This window comes from Bradyrhizobium sp. KZN70725 (assembly GCF_055264925.1).
In genome coordinates this window covers 37179-54830 of the sequence record NZ_JBUYWT010000053.1, presented here as the reverse complement: position 1 = coordinate 54830, position 17652 = coordinate 37179, and the positions used below count along the sequence as shown (strand labels likewise).

The following is a 17652-nucleotide window of genomic DNA, read 5'->3' as shown; positions in this document are numbered from 1 at the left end:
CTTCCGACGCTTGGCAACCCGTTATGACAGGCGATCTGACAACTTTACCGGCTTCATCCATCTCGCTGCCGCAATGATCTGGATGCAATGAATGTCGATCGGTCCTAGGCCGCGCGGATATGATGGAGTGAGAACTAATATGTCCACCTGCGGACTGGATGAGCCATCCGCGAACAATATCCTTCCCTTTGTAACAATTCGGTAGGTTGCGGGCAGCCAATCGCGCAGGATTTCGGCCCAGTCCTCCTCGGCCTGATCGCCTGCCGTTCCTGGATCATCCTTACTTCGGGCTCTTATTCTAAGATAGGCGCTGTTGAGCGACTCCTTCACTGCACTCATCAAATTGAAGAAGTCGTGCTTTTTCACAATTTGACCCGGCAATGTCCTAACTACTCCGCCGCCTCGCTCGCTGAGCTCTTCCTTGGCTTGCTGTTCGCCTTCTTCAGCACCGGGGCTAAAAACTTGCCGGTGTAGCTGCGCGGCGCCTTGACGATGTCTTCCGGCGGGCCCCAGGCGACGATCTCGCCGCCGCCGTCGCCGCCTTCGGGGCCGAGGTCGATCACCCAGTCGGCGGTCTTGATGACTTCGAGATTGTGCTCGATCACGACAACCGTGTTGCCCTGGGCGACCAGCTCGTGCAGCACCTCGAGCAGTTTTGCGACATCGTGGAAGTGCAGGCCGGTGGTCGGCTCGTCCAGGATGTAGAGCGTGCGGCCGGTGGCGCGCTTTGACAGCTCCTTCGCCAGCTTGACGCGCTGGGCTTCGCCGCCCGACAGCGTCGTCGCCTGCTGGCCGACATGGATGTAGTCGAGGCCGACGCGGTGCAGGGTCTGGAACGTCTCGCGCACGCGCGGCACCGCCTTGAAGAACTCGGCGGCTTCCTCGACGGTCATGTCGAGCACGTCGGCGATGCTCTTGCCCTTGAACAGCACCTCGAGGGTCTCGCGGTTGTAGCGCTTGCCCTTGCAGGTGTCGCAGGTGACGTAGACGTCGGGCAGGAAGTGCATCTCGATCTTGATGACGCCGTCGCCCTGGCAGGCCTCGCAGCGGCCGCCCTTGACGTTGAAGGAGAAGCGCCCGGGCTCGTAGCCGCGCGCCTTCGCCTCGGGCAGACCGGCGAACCATTCGCGGATCGGCGTGAACGCGCCGGTATAGGTCGCGGGGTTCGAACGTGGCGTGCGGCCGATCGGCGACTGGTCGATGTCGATGATCTTGTCGATGTGCTCGAGGCCCTCGATGCGGTCGTGTGGCGCGGCGCCCTCGCTGGCGTTGTTCAGCTTGCGCGCGATCGACTTGTAGAGCGTGTCGATCAGCAGCGTCGATTTGCCGCCGCCGGAGACGCCGGTGACGCAGGTGAACAGGCCGAGCGGGATCTCGGCCGAGACGTTCTTGAGGTTATTGCCGCGGGCGTTGACGACCTTGATGGTGCGCCGATGGTTCGGCGGCCGCCGGTCGGGCACGGGCACCGAAAGCTCGCCGGTGAGGTACTTGCCGGTCAGCGATTTCGGGTTGCGCATGATCTGGTCGGGCGTGCCTTCGGCCACGATGTGGCCGCCATGCATGCCGGCGCCGGGCCCGATATCGAGCACATAGTCGGCGAGGCGGATCGCGTCCTCGTCATGCTCGACCACGACCACGGTATTGCCGAGGTCGCGGAGTCTCTTGAGGGTGTCGAGCAGGCGGGCATTGTCGCGCTGGTGCAGGCCGATCGACGGCTCGTCCAGCACGTAGAGCACGCCGGTGAGGCCCGAGCCGATCTGCGAGGCGAGGCGGATGCGCTGGCTCTCGCCGCCCGACAGCGTGCCGGAGGAGCGCGACAGCGTCAGGTAGTTCAGGCCGACGTCGAGCAGGAAGGTCAGGCGCTCGCGGATCTCCTTCAGGATCCGCGTTGCGATCTCGTTCTGCTGCGCGTTCAGCGCCTCCGGCACCGTCTCGAACCATTCGCCGGCGCGCTTCACCGAGAGCTCGGAGATCTCGCCGATATGCTTGCCGCCGATCTTGACGCACAGCGCCTCCGGCTTCAGCCGGTGGCCGTTGCAGCCGGCGCAGGGCACGTCGGAGAAATACTTGCCGAGCTCCTCGCGCGCCCACTCGCTCTCGGTCTCGCGGTAGCGGCGGTTGATGTTGGTGATGACGCCCTCGAACGGCTTCTTGGTGTCGTAGGAGCGGACGCCGTCCTCATAGGAGAACTTGATCTCGTCGTCGCCGGAGCCGTGCAGCAGCGCGTTCTGGACCTTCTTGGTGAGGTCCTTCCACTTGGTGTCGAGCGTGAACTTGTAGTGCTTGCCGAGCGCGGTCAGGGTCTGGATGTAGTAGGGCGAGGATGATTTCGCCCAGGGCGCGATCGCGCCCTTGCGCAAGGTCAGCTCCTTGTCGGGGATGACCAGGTCCTCGTCGATATGCTGCTCGACGCCGAGGCCGCCGCAGGCCGGACAGGCGCCATAGGGGTTGTTGAACGAGAACAGGCGCGGCTCGATCTCGGGGATCGTGAACCCGGAGACCGGGCAGGCGAACTTCTCCGAGAACAGGATGCGCTCGGGCCCGCTCTTGTCGTGGATTTTGGCGGTTTTCTTCTTGTCCTCTTTCTTGTCGTCCTGGGCGGCCGCCGCCGGCGCGTCGGCATATTCAATCACGGCGAGGCCCTCGGCGAGCTTCAGCGCGGTCTCAAAGCTTTCCGCGAGGCGCTGGGCGAGGTCGGGACGCACCACGATGCGGTCGACCACGACGTCGATGTCGTGCGGGAATTTCTTGTCGAGCGCCGGCGCCTCGGACAGTTCGTAAAAGGTGCCGTCGATCTTGACGCGCTGAAAGCCCTTCTTGAGGTACTCGGCGAGCTCCTTCTTGTACTCGCCCTTGCGACCTCGCACGACCGGCGCCAGCAGATAGAGGCGGGTGCCTTCCGGCAGCGCCAGCACGCGGTCGACCATCTGCGAGACGATCTGGCTCTCGATCGGCAGGCCGGTGGCCGGCGAATAGGGCACGCCGACGCGCGCCCAGAGCAGGCGCATGTAGTCGTAGATCTCGGTGACGGTGCCGACGGTGGAGCGCGGGTTCTTCGACGTGGTCTTCTGCTCGATCGAGATCGCCGGCGACAGGCCGTCGATCTGGTCGACATCCGGCTTCTGCATCATCTCGAGGAACTGGCGCGCATAGGCCGACAGCGATTCGACGTAGCGGCGCTGGCCCTCGGCATAGATGGTGTCGAACGCGAGCGACGATTTGCCGGAGCCGGACAGGCCGGTGAACACCACGAGCTTGTCGCGGGGAATCTCGACGTCGATGTTCTTCAGATTGTGTTCGCGCGCGCCACGGATCGTGATGGCGCGCGATGAGGAGCCGGCGTTCTGTTGGCGCTTCGCCTTGAGCACTTCATCCATAGCGACAGTTCCGGGCGCATGCTTGGCGCCTTTTGGGCGCGCATCGCCGGTGATGCCGGGACCTTGCGCCGATGGGGTGTGAAGACTGGAACGTAGGAAGAACGGTGGACAATTTCCAGTGCTGAGTCGCGTCCATCAACGGATAGTTTGCCTGATGGCAGCAGCCGTCAGCAGCGCCGGTTCCGCTAGAGCCTTTTCCCGCTTCGATGGGATCGGAACGGGAGCTCTGGATTCCTGCTGTGACGCGTTTTCTTGACGCGAACCGCAATTCACTTCGCTCGAAAACGCGCTTACGCAAAAAGGCCGGCGTTAGGCCGGCCTTTCAGTGCGATCTGACCGCCGATGGCGGTCAGGCAATTCGCTCAGGCTTAGTACTTGGCGACGATCGGGCCGCCGAAGTGATAGTTGACGCCGAACTGGGCGCTGTGCAGCTCGAGCGTACCGGACGGCACGCCGAAATAGTTCTCGCTGTCGAGGCTGCGATACAGGTATTCGCCCTTGATCGACCACTGCGGCGCGATGAACGCCTCGACGCCGGCGCCGACGGTCCAGCCGGAGTGAAAGTTGCTCTGCGAGGCGGTCACGCCGAGCGCGGTGACGCTGACCTCGTTGTTGGCCCAGGCGTAACCGCCGGTGCCATAGAACAGCACCTTGTCGACGGCGAAGCCGAGGCGGCCGCGCACGGTGCCGAGCGAGTCGATCTTGCTGCGGGCGGTGACGCCGAGCGCGGAGACCGATGCGTCGATGTCAGCGCCTGCGGCGTCGACCTCGAGGCCGTACACGATGTTGCCGGCTTGCCAGTTGTAGCCGATGGTGCCGCCGCCGAAGCCGCCTTCCATGCTCGGGGTGCCGGAGTTCTCGCTGGCGTAGCCGCCGAAGCCACCGACGTAGAAGCCGGTCCAGTTGTAGATCGCGGCCGGCGGCGGAGCCTTCACGTAAGGCGCGCGTGCCGCCATGTCGGCGGCCATTGCCGGTGCAAAAGCGCTCAGTGCAAACATGCCGGCCGAGGCCAGCAAAACAGTCCTCATTTTCAAAGTCCCAGTCCCATTTTCTTGTTGTCCCTTCAGATATCTTGAAGAGAGCGTCACAGCAGTGTCGCGTGACGTGCTGGTGCTTTACAGAGAAATGCCGGAACGTGTGTATCCGCGAAACCACAACGCACCGAAAACGGCCCCGGTGAGGTGCGCGTGCACACGCAACGAAAAAGCCGGCGCACAAACAGGCGCGCAAACAAAAAGGCCGGCGCGAGGCCGGCCTTTCGTCTGGATCAATCGGCCTGGCGCGATCAATAGCGCGCGACGACCGGACCACCCCACTTGTAGTTCACGCGGACGGTAACGAGGTCGACGTCCTGGCGATCGCGGATGGTGCTGTTCAGCGTGCCGTTGGGGGCGATCAGGTTATAGGTCTTGTCCTGCATGAACAGGTGGTCGTATTCGATGCCCGCGGTCCAGTTCGGCGCGAAGCCGACTTCGATGCCGGCGCCGACGGTGCCGCCCCAGCGGGTGTCGCTGGCGCTGCCGACCAGCACGCCGGTTGGGGTGAAGTAGGTGTTGAAGCGGTTGTCGGTCAGCGCCGCGCCGCCCTTGGCGTAGAGCAGCACGTTGTTGACGGCGTAACCGATCTGGCCGGTGAACAGGCCGAACGCGTCGATCTTGGACTGGTTGGTGAACAGGCCCGGGAAGATCGCGCTGTTGTTGCTGCCCTTCAGGTCAGCCCAGTCGCCCTGCGCTTCGAGGCCGAACACCCAGGCGCCAGCCTGCCAGCGATAACCGATCTGGCCACCGGCGACGCCGCCGGTTGCATCATGGCAACCATCTGATGCGAGGAAGATGCCGGCCGGGAGCTGGTCCCAGCAATTGTGGCTCGAGCCCCAGCCGCCGTTGGCGCCGATGTAGAAGCCGGTCCAGTCATAGATCGGGGCAACCACGGGCGGCGGCGCCTTGGTGTACGGGCGCGCAGCGAGATCGGCAGCCGCGGCAGGCGCAGCAAACGCAATCAGAGCAACCGTACCGAGCAAAAACTTCTTCATTATCAATCCCCCAGCACCCCGATCGGCTTCCAAACGGTCCCGAAGCACGATCCCAGACGCGAGCGCCCGCGCCATGGTTGGAGCTATACGCTGATTCAACCGCAAACGCAGTCTCCCAAATGCAACACTCGCGGGAGAAGTATCGATAAGGCAAGCTGCTGATTTGTTTGTTATTCTCCTAAATCTTGCTGCCGAGCGTCGGCCTGCACCGAGATCGACTGCCGCTCCGACGGCACTGGCCGCTTCTACGGATGGTTGTGGCGAACAAAACTGGAACGACGCCGGATCCGATGCTATATCTCGAATATCGTGGATAACCGGCGCGACGGCAAAGGCGGCGAGCCGGCACCGGCGTATAGGGTCATCCACGACGCCTGCGACGTAAGTGGCGAAGGTTGAGAGTGGCGGCCGAATGTCCGGACGCCCGGTTTTTGAGTGGAGATGATGCGATGGCGGGAAGCGTGAACAAGGTGATCCTGGTGGGAAACCTCGGCAAGGATCCGGAAATCCGGCGGACGCAGGACGGCCGTCCGATCGCAAACCTTTCCATCGCCACCTCGGAAACCTGGCGCGACAAGGGCACCGGCGAGCGCAAGGAAAAGACAGAGTGGCACCGCGTCGTGATCTTCAACGAGGGCCTCTGCAAGGTCGCCGAGCAGTATCTGAAGAAGGGCGCCAAGGTGTACATCGAGGGGCAGTTGCAGACCCGCAAATGGACCGACCAGAGCGGCGTCGAGAAGTACTCGACCGAAGTCGTGCTGCAGGGCTTCAACTCCAACCTCACCATGCTCGACGGGCGTGGCGGTGGGGGCAGCAGCTTCTCCGATGATGGCGGCAGCGATTTCGGTTCGGCCGGACCGGTCAGCTCGGCGCCGCGCCGCGCCGTCGCCGCGGGTGGTGGCAGCAGCCGCAACAGCGACATGGACGACGACATCCCGTTCTGAGCAGCGGTCGCGCTTCCGTCGATTCCGTCAGGCGCCGTTCCGTGAAGATCATTTCCCGGAACGGTCGTTGCGATCGGCACCAGCAATTTCCTCGTGTGGAATATGAGGATAACCCGGTAACTCTCTGTCAGAACGTCGGTGGTTCGACGCAAAGGGATGCGGGTTCCCTGGACTTTGACACAGCCTGATGTAAATGATATTTACATTTGGCTGCGGCATTTGATGCTTGGCCGCGAGCTTCACCCGAGGGCCGGCCATCATGAGCCTCGCGCCATTGCTCGACACCGCGCCTGCGATCCCGCTCCACGCCTTTGCCGCGATGGCCGCCTTCGTGCTCGGCTCCATCCAGCTCGCCGCCCCCAAGGGCACGCTGCCGCACCGGACCCTGGGCTGGATCTGGGTGATCCTGATGCTGGTGGTCGCCGGAAGCTCGTTCTGGATCCATCAGATCCAGCTGGTCGGTCCCTGGAGCCCGATCCACCTGCTGTCGATCTTCTCGCTCGCCATGCTGGCGCTCGGCGTCACGGCCGCACGGAGCCACAATGTCCGCCGCCACAGGTTCACGATGATCGGCATCTTCTTTGGCGCACTGCTCATCGCCGGACTGTTCACCTTCATCCCCGGGCGGATCATGCACGCGGTGGTCTTCGGCCACTGACGGGAGAGACAAGTAGCGAATGGCGGGTGGCGAATAGGGGATTTTTCCATTGCTGTTCGCCATTCGCCACGCGCTTCCCGACCAAGCCGTGGGAACCTTGGCGCTCCCCCCGTAAGTGCATGAAAAAACGAACGGAAAAACGGCTTGCCGGAGCCGCGCAAGGGTGGTTATCAGGCCTCCGATGGGCTATATGATTCCCCAGTAGAACCGACCGGATTTCCCCTTTGTCCGATAACGACGACCACAAGCCCGGCGAGCCGCCGGGACCCTCAGATATTCGTCCCGTTTCCATCCTCGACGAGATGAAGAAGTCCTATCTCGATTACGCGATGAGCGTGATCGTGTCGCGTGCGCTGCCCGATGCGCGCGACGGGCTCAAGCCGGTGCACCGGCGCATCCTCTATTCGATGCATGAGCAGGGACATACGCCGGACAAGAAATACGTCAAATCCGCCCGCGTCGTCGGCGACGTGATCGGTAAATATCACCCGCATGGCGACCAGTCGATTTACGACGCGATGGTCCGCATGGCGCAGGATTTCTCACTGCGCGTGCCGCTGATCGACGGCCAGGGCAATTTCGGTTCGGTCGACGGCGATCCGCCGGCCGCCTATCGATATACCGAAGCGCGGCTGACCCGGGCGGCGCTCGCCGTGCTGGCCGACATCGACATGGAAACGGTCGATTTCCAGCCGAACTACGACAACTCCGAGAAAGAGCCGTCGGTTCTGCCGGCCCGGTTCCCGAACCTTCTGGTCAATGGCGCCGGCGGCATCGCCGTCGGCATGGCGACCAATATCCCGCCGCACAATCTCGGTGAGGTCGTCGATGCCTGCGTGGCGCTGATCGACAATCCGGCGCTCACGATCGACGAACTGATCGACATCATTCCCGGACCGGACTTCCCGACCGGCGGCGTCATCCTCGGCCGCCAGGGCATTCGTAGCGCCTACCATCTCGGCCGCGGCTCGATTGTGATGCGCGGCAAGGTGACGATCGACACCATCCGCAAGGACCGTGAAGCGATCATCATCACCGAGATTCCCTATCAGGTGAACAAGGCGACGATGGTCGAGCGTATCGCCGATCTCGTCAAAGAGAAGAAGATCGAGGGCATCGGGGACCTGCGCGACGAGTCCGATCGTGACGGCTATCGCGTCGTCATCGAGCTGAAGCGCGAAGCGGTGCCCGACGTGGTGCTGAACCAGCTCTACCGATTCACACCGCTGCAGACCAATTTCCCGGCTAACATGCTGGCGCTGGATTCCGGCCGTCCGCAGACGATGAATCTGAAGGACCTGCTCACCATTTTCGTCGCGTTCCGCGAGCAGGTGGTGACCCGGCGGACCAAGTTCCTGCTCGGCAAGGCGCGCGACCGCGCCCACATCCTGGTCGGCCTTGCGATCGCGGTCGCCAACATCGATGAGATCATCCGCGTCATCCGGACCTCGCCCGATCCGAACACCGCGCGCGAGGCGCTGATGTCACGCGACTGGCCGGCACGCGACGTCGAGGCGATGATCACGCTGATCGACGATCCCCGGCATCGCATCAACGAGGACGGCACGCTGCGGCTATCGATGGAGCAGGCCAGGGCCATCCTCGACCTTCGCCTGCAGCGCTTGACCGCGCTGGGCCGCGACGAGATTTCCGAAGAGCTCGACAAGCTGGCGGCCGAGATCGCCGACTATCTCGATATCCTGCGCTCGCGCGCCCGCGTGCAGGGCATCGTCAAGACCGAACTGGCCGAGGTGAAGCAGCAGTTCGCCACCCCGCGCAAGACCGTGATCATCGAGCAGGAAGGCGAGGTCGAGGACGAGGACCTGATCCAGCGCGAGGACATGGTCGTCACCGTGTCGCATGCGGGCTACGTCAAGCGCGTGCCGCTGTCGACCTACCGGGCGCAGCGCCGCGGCGGCAAGGGCCGCGCCGGGATGCAGACCCGCGACGAGGATTTCGTCTCGCGCCTGTTCGTGGCGTCCACGCACACGCCGGTGCTGTTCTTCTCGTCGCGCGGCCAGGTCTACAAGGAGAAGGTCTGGCGGCTGCCGATGGCCGCGCCAAACGCGCGCGGCAAGGCGCTGATCAACATTTTGCCGCTGGAGCAGGGCGAACGCATCACGACGATCATGCCGCTGCCGGAGGATGAATCCTCCTGGGCCAATCTCGACGTGATGTTCGCGACGACCGGAGGCACCGTTCGCCGCAACAAGCTGTCCGACTTCGTCGACGTGCGCCGTTCCGGCATCATCGCCATGAAGCTCGGGGAAGGCGAGGCGATCGTCGACGTCCAGATCTGCACCGAGCATGACGACGTGCTGCTGACCGCCGCCGGCGGCCAGTGCATCCGTTTCCCGGTCACCGAAGTGCGCGTCTTCACCGGCCGCACCTCGATGGGCGTGCGCGGCATTGCGCTGCCCGAGGCCGACAAGCTGATCTCGCTGGCGATCCTGCGCCATGTCGAGACCACCTCGGACGAGCGCTCGGCCTATTTGAAGATGCGCCGCGCCGTGGCCGGCGAGGCCGCGACCGAGGAGCCGGTCGAGGCCGAGGGCGAGGAGACCGCGAATGCGATCCAGCTGTCGCAGGAGCGCTATGCCGAACTGTCGGCGGCCGAGCAGGTGGTGCTGACCGTCTCCGTCAACGGCTATGGCAAGCGGACCTCGTCCTACGAGTACCGCACCACCGGCCGCGGCGGCAAAGGCATCGTCGCGATGAGCGTCAACAACCGGAACGGCAACCTGGTGGCGTCGTTCCCGGTCGAGGACGCCGACCAGATCATGCTGGTCACCGACAAGGGTCAGCTGATCCGCTGCCCGGTGGCCGATATCCGCGTCGCCGGCCGCTCGACCCAGGGCGTGATCGTGTTCGACACCGCCGAGGATGAGCACGTGGTCTCGGTCGAGCACATCCCTGAAGAGGAAAACGGCGAGAACGGCAACGGCGGCTAGCGCCGCCGTTTCGGAGAACCCCAGCCCGAATGCAGCCAACGGGCGCGCAACAGGCGCGCCCGTTGACAGGCTCCGCGAAATCCGGCGGGCCTGCCGTACGCCCCTAGCCCAAGGGCAACGCCCTATGCTTTGATGGGGTCCGGCGGATCTACCGATTTCGGGAGGCCGTTGTGACCGATCATCGCGTTGAGCGGCGGCTTGCAGCTATCCTGGCGGCTGACGTGGCCGGATATAGTCGGCTGACCGGCCTGGACGAGGAAGGGACACACGTCGGGCTGAGGGAGTGTCTGCGTGGACTCGCTGATCCCAAGATCAGCGAACACCGTGGCAAGGTCGTCAAGCACACGGGCGACGGCGTGCTCGCCGAGTTTGGCAGTGTCGTGGATGCGGTGCGTTGCGCCATTGAGGTCCAGCGCGGAATGGCCGAGCGAAATGCCACGGTGCCGCAACTCAAGCGGATCGAATTCCGCATTGGCATCCACGTCGGCGACATCATCGTCGATGAAAACGATATCTTTGGAGACGGCGTCAATATCGCCGCCCGCCTTGAAGGGATCGCGGAGCCCGGCGGAATCTGCATCTCGGACGATGCGCAACGTCAAATCCGCGGCAAGGTCGATGCCGTGTTCGCGGACATGGGCTCGCAGAACCTGAAGAGCATTGCTGAGCCGATGCGCGCGTGGCGATTGCGGATAAACGCGGGCCATCCCGCGAGCGCCCCGATCGAGCCGCCGGTCGACAGCGCGCAAGCTCTGGCGCTCCCTGACAAGCCGTCGATCGCCGTGCTGCCGTTCGAGAATATGAGCGGCGACCCCGAGCAGGAATACTTCGCGGACGGAATGGTCGAGGAAATCATCACGGCGCTGTCGCGCTTCAAATGGCTGTTCGTGATCGCCCGAAATTCGAGTTTTACCTTCAAGGGCCGGGCGGTCGATATCAAGGAGGTCGGCCGCAGGCTCGGCGTCCGCTATGTCCTTGAGGGGTCTGTGCGCAAGGCCGCGGGGAAGGTTCGCATCACCGGGCAGTTGATCGATGCGGTTACCGGAACGCACATCTGGGCAGACAGGTTCGAGCGTGACCTGACGGACATATTCGCTCTCCAGGACGAGGTGACCGTCGCCGTCGTCTCGGCCATTCAACCAAAATTGCTGCAGATCGAAATCGGCCTGTCGGCACGGCGACCAGAGAACCTCACCGCCTATGATTTCTATCTCCGCGCCATGCAGCAGCATTACCTGATGACCCGCGAAGGATTGGCCGAGGCGATCAGGCTGGCGCATCGTGCATTGGAGCTTGACCCCAGGTTCGGCTTTGTCGCCGCTCTGGCAGGTCTCGCCCACATGCAGAACATCCTTTGGGGGCATGCCGTCGATCCTCAATTTGACCGCAAGGAAGCGGTTCGGCTGCTTCGCCTGGCATTGAGCATCGACGATGGTGATGCGGAAACATTAGCCTGGGTTTCCCTCACCTCGGCGTACATGGTCGGCGATTGTGAGAGTGAGATCGAATTGGCCGACCGGGCGGTCGCTCTTAATCCGAATTCATATCGCGCATGGACCGCCAGAGGCAGCGTCTACAGAGTTGCCGGGCTTCCCGATGAAGCGGTCCGGAGTTTTGAACGCGCCATCCGCCTGAGCCCGTTAGACCCGCGGCTACCCATCACGTTTGTTGGGATGGGGATGGCCTTCATCGAGCTTCGCCGCTTTGACGAGGCCATTGCCGCAGCGAATAAATGCCGGCGCCAGAATGCCTCCTATTCGCTGGCCTACCGTTGTCTCGCGTCCGCGTTCGCTCATCTCGGACGCGACGCGGAGGCGCGCGAGGCGGCGGCGCTCCTGCTTCAGCTCGATCCCGCCTTTACAATTTCCGCAATGATCGCCAGGGGCGGGTACCCAAACGCGCAGCTGTTGATCGAGGGGCTTCGGAAGGCGGGATTGCCCGAATGAATTGTGCCCGCGGGCGCCGACGAGGCGGCCGTCGGGAGCCCGCGGGCTCTGACAAGCCCTTAGCCGGGTGCGCTTGTGGGAACGTGGCCTAGACGGCGCTTTCCAGTTCGCGCGTGAGCGCGGGAAGGGCATCGATCCGGCCGATCTGCGCGAACCAGCACCAGAGCTCGAGCGTGCAGGCCAGCCGGTAGAGCGCGATCGTGGCCTCCCAGTCCGGCCGGCCGCTCGTGCCGTGGCCCGCGAGCAATCCGTCGCGCTTCGGCGCGTCCTTCGGCGTGAAGTAATAGAGCGCCTTGGCGACGTCCATCAGCGGATCGCCGGCGGTGGCATTCTCGAAATCGACGATGCCGGTGAGACGCGGCTGCCCCTCCGGTGTCACCAGCACGTTGCCGGCGTGGAAGTCATAGTGACAGAGGCGGGGCGTGTCGGTTGCGTCGAGCAGGACGCTGCGCGCCAGGATGCCGGCCCGCAGCCGCGCGGCCAGCGTTTCGTCCCCGCCGCGCGTGCAAAACTCGGTCAGCTTCCGCTCGAACTGCGCGGACATGTAGGCGCGGTTGGTCGGGTACGACGTCCAGACGCCGTGCGGGCCGATATAGCCGAAGCTGTCGAACGTGATGCCATTGATACGGCGGAGCGCCGTGCCCATGGCGGCGTAGATCGAAAACAGCTCCTGATACGTCAGCGCCGCCTCGCGGTTGCCGAGCACGACGCCGTCGAGCTTGCTCATCAGCACAAAATTGAAGTCGATCAGCGCGCGGCTGTCGTCGGCTATGAGGATGCGGGGAATGGCAATGCCGGCGTCGCGCAGAAGACCGAGGACATAGACCTCCTTCGCCATCTTCCATTGCAGCTGGGCGGGGTAGACCTTGAGGATGCAGCTTGGCGCGTCAGCCCGCGTGATCTGGAGGATCGTGCTGATCTCGCCGCCGCGTAGCTCGGTGATGCCTGCCACGCGCGCGCCTGGCGCAATCCGATCGATGATCGCCTGAGCCTGATCGATCGAAATCGCCAGCCGCGGCTTCAGCTGAAGAGGCGGATCGTCTGACATGTCCGCATCCGGGCTGTGGGACTAGATCTCGATCTCCGTCCCGAATTCCACGACCTGTCCGGTCGGCACGCCGAAGAACGCCGCCGACCGTTCGGCGTTGCGCTGCAGGAACGCGAACAGCGATTCCCGCCATACCCACATGCCCGGAATGTCTTCCCGCGGGATGATGGTCTCGCGGCCGATGTAGTAGGTCACATCGGTCAGACGCAGACCGGGCAGTTTGCCCTGACGACAGGCGAGCTTTAGCCCTTCGTAAACGGTGGGATATTGCATGAAGCCGTAACGCAGGATGACGCGGATGATGCCCGGGGTGACGTCGTGAACCACCACGCGATCCTCGTCCGGGATGCGGGGGGATTCCTCGATCTGTACGGTGACCAGCAGCACGCGCTGGTGCAGCACGTGGTTGTGCTTGACGAACTGGGTCAAGGCAAGCGGCACGCCGTTAGGGGCGGAGGCGAGGAATATGGCGGTGCCCGGCAGCCGGCTGTGGCACTTGTTGACCGCGGTCTCGATCAGATCTTCTTCCGGCTGACGCAGCTTGCTGCGCGCCGTCTCGACCAGTTTCACGCCGCCGCGCCAGGTCAGCATCAGGAAGGCCACCGCAGCGGCGAGCAGCAGCGGGAACCAGCCGCCTTCGAACAGCTTGGTCGAGTTCGCCGCAAAGAAGATCGCGTCGATGATGAAGAAGAAGCCGTTCACCGCGATCACGATGATCGGCGAATAGCCCCACTGGATCGCGACCAGCGCTGCAAGCAGCGTGGTGATCGCCATCAACAGCGACACTGCGATGCCGTAGGCGCCGGCGAGCGCGTCCGAGGTGCCGAAGGCGAGCACCGCGCCGAGTGTCCCCGCCGCAAGCATCCAGTTCACCAGCGGCACGTAGATCTGCCCGATCGCATCGCTCGTGGTGTGCTCGATGTGCATGCGCGGCAGGAAGCCGAGCTGGATCGATTGCTGGGTCAGCGAGAACACACCCGAGATGATGGCCTGCGAGGCAATCACGGTGGCAATGGTCGCGAGCAGCACGAGCGGGTAATGCGACCAGTCCGGTGAGAGCTGGAAGAACGGGTTTTCGATCGCGGTCGGATCGGTGATCAACAGCGCGGCCTGGCCGAAATAGTTCAGCACCAGAGCGGGCAGGCAGACGGCGAACCAGGCGAGCCGGATCGGAAAGCGGCCGAAATGCCCCATGTCGGCATACATCGCCTCACCGCCGGTCACCGCGAGGAAGGCGGCGCCAAGGATGGCGAAGCTGACGTGGAAATCCTGATGGATCAGGAAATCGAATGCATAGAGCGGGCTCAGCGCAACCAGCACGCCGGGCGCCTTGACGATGCCGTGAATGCCGAGCGCTGCCAGCACGGCGAACCAGAACAGCATCACCGGACCGAAGATCCTCCCGATGAAGCCGGTGCCCTGCTTCTGCATCATGAACAGGCCGATCAGGATCACGACGGTGATCGGCACCACCGCAGGGGTCAGCGAGGGCGCGTCGACCTTGAGGCCCTCGATCGCCGACAGCACCGAGATGGCCGGGGTGATGGCGCCGTCGCCATAGAGCAGGGCGGCGCCGATCAGGCCGACCACCAGAAGATGGGCGCGCCAGGTGCCGGGCGCCGCGTTGCGCGCCGAGAGCAGCGCCAAGAGCGCGACGATGCCGCCTTCGCCGCGGTTGTCGGCGCGCAGGATCAGCATCGCGTATTTGATCGAGATGATCAGAATCAGCGCCCACAGGATCAGCGAGACCACGCCGAGCACCGCGCTCTCGGTGAGCGGACCGCCATGGGTGGCGGCCTTGGCGGCTTCCTTCAGGGCGTAGAGGGGGCTGGTGCCGATGTCGCCATAGACGACGCCCAGGGCACCGAGCGTGACGGCAACCGGGATCGGACTGGACGGGGGGTGGCCAGAAGAAACGATGGCGGGCGTACTCGTCACGGCAATCCCCCGATGTCTTGCGCGCGCCGGGTCATCCGGCCGGGCGCCTTAGACGATAGTCTGCGACGGGACGTCGCAAATTACCATTGGGTTTTGTGTGACGGCCTGACCTTACGCCAGGCTGACGAGGGACGTCGCTCGACTACGGGCTACGGGGTACGGTCGGCGGTGACCAGGCGGGCTTCACGAACCACTGTCTTGTTGCCGGCGCTGCGCAGGCACGCGGCCTCGAAATTCGGCCAGGCCTGCTGCGAGCAGTCCTTGCCGACCGGGTGGACGTCAAGACGGTCGCTCTTGGCCAGCGGCTGCGGGGTGGAGGCTTCGACCTGCGGCGCAAAGCCCGGCAGCACGGTGAGCGCGGCGGCAATGAACGCGGCAACAGCGATGGCGGAAAGTGCCTTGATCATGACGGTCCCCAGTTGATCGGGCCGCCCGGGCCCGTCGTTTCGTTGTCCAATGTCTACCGGCAGCAAGTTTCCTGGTGTCTTCGCCACCGCGGGAAATGGTTTCGTCGCGGCCGGTTTTGTTTCGTCCGCCAACGGCCGACGAAACATTCACCCCCGTAGACGCTGGCATCCCAGGACTCGTTCACTGGACGACTGGAAAGCAAGCAATGGAACCCAGGCGGCTTGCCGGGGAGAGCCGGGCGGGTTAGGAGGGACCATGTCCCGTATCGCGATCTATCCTGGCTCCTTCGATCCCGTCACCAACGGCCATCTGGACGTGGTGAAACAGGCCGTCTTCCTTTGCGACCGCCTGATCGTCGCCATTGGCGTCCATCCCGGCAAGAGGCCGCTGTTTTCCACCGAGGAACGGCTGGCCATGGTCCATGAGGTGTTCGGCCCCATCGCCCAGCAGGCAGGCTGCGCCTTCGAGAGCGCGACCTATGACAATCTCACGGTCGCGGCGGCCCGCGCGGCCAAGGCCACGCTGATGATTCGCGGCCTGCGCGACGGCACCGATCTCGATTACGAGATGCAGCTTGCCGGCATGAACGAGGCGATGGCGCCCGAGGTGCATACCGTGTTCGTTCCGGCGTCGGTTGCGGTCCGCCCGATCACCGCCACACTGGTGCGCCAAATCGCCCAGATGGGCGGCGACTTCTCTTCATTCGTGCCGTCATCAGTCGCAGCTAGCCTGAAGGCCAAGTTCGCCGGCTGATCCCGGCGGCCTGCCACACCCCAACGTTAAAGCTCCGGAGTTGCCATGATCCGCATTCTTGCATTCGTTGCTGCGCTGCTCTGCGTCGTGCCCGCGGTCGCGCAGCCGCTGCCGGCCAATCTCGACAAGGCCGATGCGATCGTGATCGACACCACCAAGGGCCGCATCGTCATCAAGCTGCGCACCGATATCGCGCCCAAGCATGCCGAGCGCATTAAGCAGCTGGCGCGCGAGGGCTTCTACAACAACGTGCCGTTCCATCGCGTAATGGACGGCTTCATGGCGCAGACCGGCGACGGCCAGAACTTCAACGGCACCGGCGGCTCGAAATATCCGAACCTGAAGCAGGAATTCTCCCAGGTCCCGTTCAAGCGCGGCATCGTCGGCATGGCCCGGCGCGGCGACAGCGTCGACAGCGCCAATTCGCAGTTCTTCATCATGTTCGCCGACGGGCCGAGCCTGAATGGCCAGTACACCGTGATCGGCGAGGTGGTACAGGGCATGGACGTGGTCGACAAGCTGAAGAAGGCGTCTGCGGGCTCTCCTGGCGGAGCCGTCACCGATCCCGACAAGATGGTGAAGGTGCAGGTCGCATCCGACATCAAGTGATCCGCATGGCGGCGCGCTGCAAACCACTCGCCTGGTTCGCCGCGCCGCTGGTTTGCCTGACGCTGACCGTACCGGTGCAGGCCGAGCCGGAGCAACTCAATACGATCAAGGACGTTGTTCTTGCCATCCACCGCTGCTGGCGGCCGCCGCCGGCAGACAAGGCCGGCCAGATCGACATCACCGTCATTGTCAGCTTCAACCGCGAGGGCGCGATCCTCGGGCATCCCAGGATCAGCTATGAATCGCAGGAGGCGACCGACAACGACCGGATTGCATACCGGATCGCGGTGATGGAGACGTTGCAACGCTGCACGCCGTTGCCATTTACCGAGAGCCTGGGCGGGGCAGTCGCCGGCCGCCCATTCGCGATCCCGTTCAGGAATAAGAAGTATCCACCCCGAAGCCAGGAGAAGCGAGCATGGCTGCTACCGAAAATACTCTGATCCTCGAAACCACGCAGGGCCCGGTCACGATCGAGATGCGCCCGGATCTCGCGCCCGGCCACGTCGCGCGGATCAAGGAGCTGGTGCGCGAGGGCTTCTACGACGGCATCGTATTCCACCGCGTGATCGACGGCTTCATGGCGCAGACCGGCTGCCCGCAGGGCACCGGCATGGGCGGCTCCGGCAAGAAGCTGAAGGCCGAATTCAACAAGGAGCCGCATGTCCGCGGCACCGCCTCGATGGCCCGCGCCGCCAATCCGGATTCCGGCGACAGCCAGTTCTTCATCTGCTTCGACGACGCCTCGTTCCTCAACGGCCAGTACACCGTCTGGGGCAAGGTCACCGAGGGCATGGAGAACGTCGACAAGATCAAGCGCGGCGAGCCGGTGAAGGATCCGGACAAGATCGTCAAGGCGCGCATGGCTGCCGACGCGGCGTAAGTCAAACACTCCGTCATTCCGGGCGCAGCATCGAACCCGGAATCCCGAGATTCCGGGTTCACGCTTCGCGTGCCCCGGAATGACGGCGCTGAAGTATTAGTCACC

Annotated in this window: 15 protein-coding genes; 8 read left to right on the top strand and 7 right to left on the bottom strand. The window is 64.0% G+C overall.

Annotation, left to right across the window (positions count from 1 at the left end):
* Positions 1-21: 21 nt before the first annotated feature.
* The 4 genes from ACZBJS_RS33735 to ACZBJS_RS33720 all read right to left on the bottom strand — a co-directional run bounded on the left by ACZBJS_RS33735 (position 22) and on the right by ACZBJS_RS33720 (position 5409).
* Positions 22-339: a DUF6602 domain-containing protein gene (locus ACZBJS_RS33735; protein WP_463439800.1), complete on the bottom strand. Its 318-nt coding sequence runs from the start codon at positions 337-339 to the stop codon at positions 22-24.
* Positions 340-389: 50 nt separating this feature from the next.
* The gene (gene uvrA, locus ACZBJS_RS33730; RefSeq protein WP_316397742.1) at positions 390-3377 is read right to left on the bottom strand and encodes an excinuclease ABC subunit UvrA; all 2988 of its coding nucleotides are present in this window, start codon (positions 3375-3377) and stop codon (positions 390-392) included.
* Between the two features lie 368 nt (positions 3378-3745).
* The gene (locus ACZBJS_RS33725; protein ID WP_076828598.1) at positions 3746-4405 is read right to left on the bottom strand and encodes an outer membrane protein; all 660 of its coding nucleotides are present in this window, start codon (positions 4403-4405) and stop codon (positions 3746-3748) included.
* A 257-nt stretch (positions 4406-4662) separates the two neighbouring features.
* The gene (locus ACZBJS_RS33720; protein ID WP_076828596.1) at positions 4663-5409 is read right to left on the bottom strand and encodes an outer membrane protein; all 747 of its coding nucleotides are present in this window, start codon (positions 5407-5409) and stop codon (positions 4663-4665) included.
* A 449-nt stretch (positions 5410-5858) separates the two neighbouring features.
* Here ACZBJS_RS33720 and ACZBJS_RS33715 point away from each other — a divergent pair, with 449 nt between their 5' ends.
* The 4 genes from ACZBJS_RS33715 (at position 5859) to ACZBJS_RS33700 (ending at position 11908) form a co-directional block, all read left to right on the top strand.
* A complete protein-coding gene (locus ACZBJS_RS33715; protein ID WP_057018508.1) occupies positions 5859-6353 on the top strand; it encodes a single-stranded DNA-binding protein in 495 nt (164 codons plus the stop codon).
* Positions 6354-6612: 259 nt separating this feature from the next.
* Positions 6613-7011: a DUF2306 domain-containing protein gene (locus tag ACZBJS_RS33710; protein ID WP_229189812.1), complete on the top strand. Its 399-nt coding sequence runs from the start codon at positions 6613-6615 to the stop codon at positions 7009-7011.
* Positions 7012-7235: 224 nt separating this feature from the next.
* Positions 7236-9962 carry a DNA gyrase subunit A gene (gene gyrA, locus ACZBJS_RS33705; RefSeq protein WP_316397743.1) on the top strand — a complete coding sequence of 909 codons (2727 nt, stop codon included), beginning with the start codon at positions 7236-7238 and terminating at the stop codon, positions 9960-9962.
* Between the two features lie 170 nt (positions 9963-10132).
* Positions 10133-11908 carry an adenylate/guanylate cyclase domain-containing protein gene (locus ACZBJS_RS33700; protein ID WP_316397744.1) on the top strand — a complete coding sequence of 592 codons (1776 nt, stop codon included), beginning with the start codon at positions 10133-10135 and terminating at the stop codon, positions 11906-11908.
* A gap of 88 nt (positions 11909-11996) precedes the next feature.
* On the opposite strand, the gene ACZBJS_RS33695 is transcribed toward ACZBJS_RS33700, so the two are convergent.
* The 3 genes from ACZBJS_RS33695 to ACZBJS_RS33685 all read right to left on the bottom strand — a co-directional run bounded on the left by ACZBJS_RS33695 (position 11997) and on the right by ACZBJS_RS33685 (position 15301).
* The gene (locus tag ACZBJS_RS33695; protein WP_463439798.1) at positions 11997-12956 is read right to left on the bottom strand and encodes a phosphotransferase family protein; all 960 of its coding nucleotides are present in this window, start codon (positions 12954-12956) and stop codon (positions 11997-11999) included.
* A gap of 21 nt (positions 12957-12977) precedes the next feature.
* A complete protein-coding gene (locus ACZBJS_RS33690; protein ID WP_410469775.1) occupies positions 12978-14876 on the bottom strand; it encodes a potassium transporter Kup in 1899 nt (632 codons plus the stop codon).
* A gap of 167 nt (positions 14877-15043) precedes the next feature.
* Positions 15044-15301, bottom strand: coding sequence for a hypothetical protein (locus ACZBJS_RS33685; protein WP_057018505.1), 258 nt, complete (start codon positions 15299-15301; stop codon positions 15044-15046).
* A 256-nt stretch (positions 15302-15557) separates the two neighbouring features.
* Here ACZBJS_RS33685 and coaD point away from each other — a divergent pair, with 256 nt between their 5' ends.
* Genes coaD through ACZBJS_RS33665 form a run of 4 tightly spaced genes read left to right on the top strand, consistent with a single transcriptional unit; the run spans position 15558 to position 17547 of the window.
* Positions 15558-16055, top strand: coding sequence for a pantetheine-phosphate adenylyltransferase (gene coaD, locus ACZBJS_RS33680; RefSeq protein ID WP_463439797.1), 498 nt, complete (start codon positions 15558-15560; stop codon positions 16053-16055).
* Between the two features lie 45 nt (positions 16056-16100).
* Positions 16101-16664, top strand: a complete 564-nt coding sequence (locus ACZBJS_RS33675) for a peptidylprolyl isomerase (RefSeq protein WP_028332096.1) — start codon at positions 16101-16103, stop codon at positions 16662-16664.
* 5 nt (positions 16665-16669) lie between these two features.
* Positions 16670-17107, top strand: coding sequence for a hypothetical protein (locus tag ACZBJS_RS33670; protein WP_168858294.1), 438 nt, complete (start codon positions 16670-16672; stop codon positions 17105-17107).
* Positions 17083-17547 (top strand): peptidylprolyl isomerase, encoded by a 465-nt coding sequence (locus ACZBJS_RS33665; RefSeq protein ID WP_016846097.1) that lies wholly within the window; start codon positions 17083-17085, stop codon positions 17545-17547. The genes ACZBJS_RS33670 and ACZBJS_RS33665 overlap by 25 nt, the downstream gene beginning before the upstream one ends.
* Positions 17548-17652: the final 105 nt, after the last annotated feature.